At 44.0% G+C, this 1,341-nt stretch carries 2 protein-coding genes; one reads left to right on the forward strand and one right to left on the reverse strand.

Translation table 11 applies throughout. The features are described from left to right. A partial coding sequence (locus F6K52_RS36365) for a WD40 repeat domain-containing protein (RefSeq protein ID WP_293090092.1) occupies positions 1-512 on the forward strand: 512 nt, incomplete at its 5' end. Between the two features lie 66 nt (positions 513-578). On the opposite strand, the gene F6K52_RS36370 is transcribed toward F6K52_RS36365, so the two are convergent. Beyond that, the gene (locus tag F6K52_RS36370) at positions 579-863 is read right to left on the reverse strand and encodes a hypothetical protein (RefSeq protein WP_293090094.1); all 285 of its coding nucleotides are present in this window, start codon (positions 861-863) and stop codon (positions 579-581) included. Positions 864-1,341: the final 478 nt, after the last annotated feature.

Genomic DNA, 1,341 nt, shown 5'->3' on the forward strand with positions numbered 1-1,341 from the left:
TCACTGCTTCATCCGACAACACCGCCAGAATTTGGGACAACCAGGGCAATCAAATCGCCGTGGTCACAGGGCATCAGTCCGAGGTATCAACTGTAGCCTTCAGCCCGGATGGACAGAGGCTGGCCACTGCTTCATCCGACGGCACTGCCAGAATTTGGGACAAAAAGGGCAATCAATTAGCTGTGGTCACAGGGCATCAGGGTGCGGTATGGAGTGTAGCATTCAGCCCTTGCGGACAGAGGCTGGCCACTGCTTCATCCGACGGCAATGCCATAATTTGGGACAACCAGGGTAATCAATTAGCCCTGCTCACAGGGCATCAGGACGAGGTAAAAAGTGTAGCATTCAGCCCTTGCGGACAGAGGCTGGCCACTGCTTCATTAGACGGCACTGCCAGAATTTGGAAGGTTGAAAGTTTAGGTGATCTGCTGCGTCGGGGCTGTGAATTGCTGGAAGATTACTTTGTTAGGTATCCTGAGGCTAAAGAGAAGTTATGGGTATGCCAGGAATAGGCAAGAGGCAATAGGGAATAATTAGATCTTGCACTACTACCAAACTACTTAATATTTTGAGAAATGCTATATATCCTCATCTTCCTCTTCTGCCTCTCTAATCGCTTCGTCTAACCTATCATTGGCATCCTTAGCTAGCTTAACAAAAGCAATATTCGATGCTAATCCCAAGCCCGTAGTAACAGCTCCCTTCGATAACTTGTTGGACATTAATAATCCTGCCTCTGCTAAACCCACCATTGCGCTTATTACTGTAGCCCCGATAAGCAAGTTAAAGGAAAGCTTGGCTTGACGAATGCGCTCCTTCAAGTAGCTGGTTTTTGGGTCAGATTCTTTGTTTGGTTGAGACATAATTTATTCAGCCTTTAGTTCAGTAACGCTCTTATCTCCAACTATAGGCTCTCAAAACTAACCCTAAGCATTTGTGGATCAAAGTTCACTTATTAAAGTTTTTTACCATTGGTGAAGCTCGAATAAAATAGCTGTGATTATTGTTTCACTGCTTTATCACAAATCGTGAAACTAGGTAATAGATGTAGGGTGGGCAGTAAGTAGAATCCCGATGGTAAGCTTTGGAATTGGTATGATTACTGCCCACCATAGGATTCACACTCTATTTTACAATTAATTTTCTGTTGGTGGGCAGTGCCGATTCAATCTACTACAAGCTTTGAAATTCCTAGGAAGCACTGCCCACCCTACGATTTATTTTAATCTATTTTACAATTAATTTTCTGTTGGTGGGCAGTGCCGATTCAATCTACTACAAGCTTTGAAATTCCTAGGAAGCACTGCCCACCCTACGATTTATTTTAACTGACGATTTATA

It is taken from the genome of Moorena sp. SIO3H5 (assembly GCF_010692395.1).
GTDB lineage: Bacteria > Cyanobacteriota > Cyanobacteriia > Cyanobacteriales > Coleofasciculaceae > Moorena.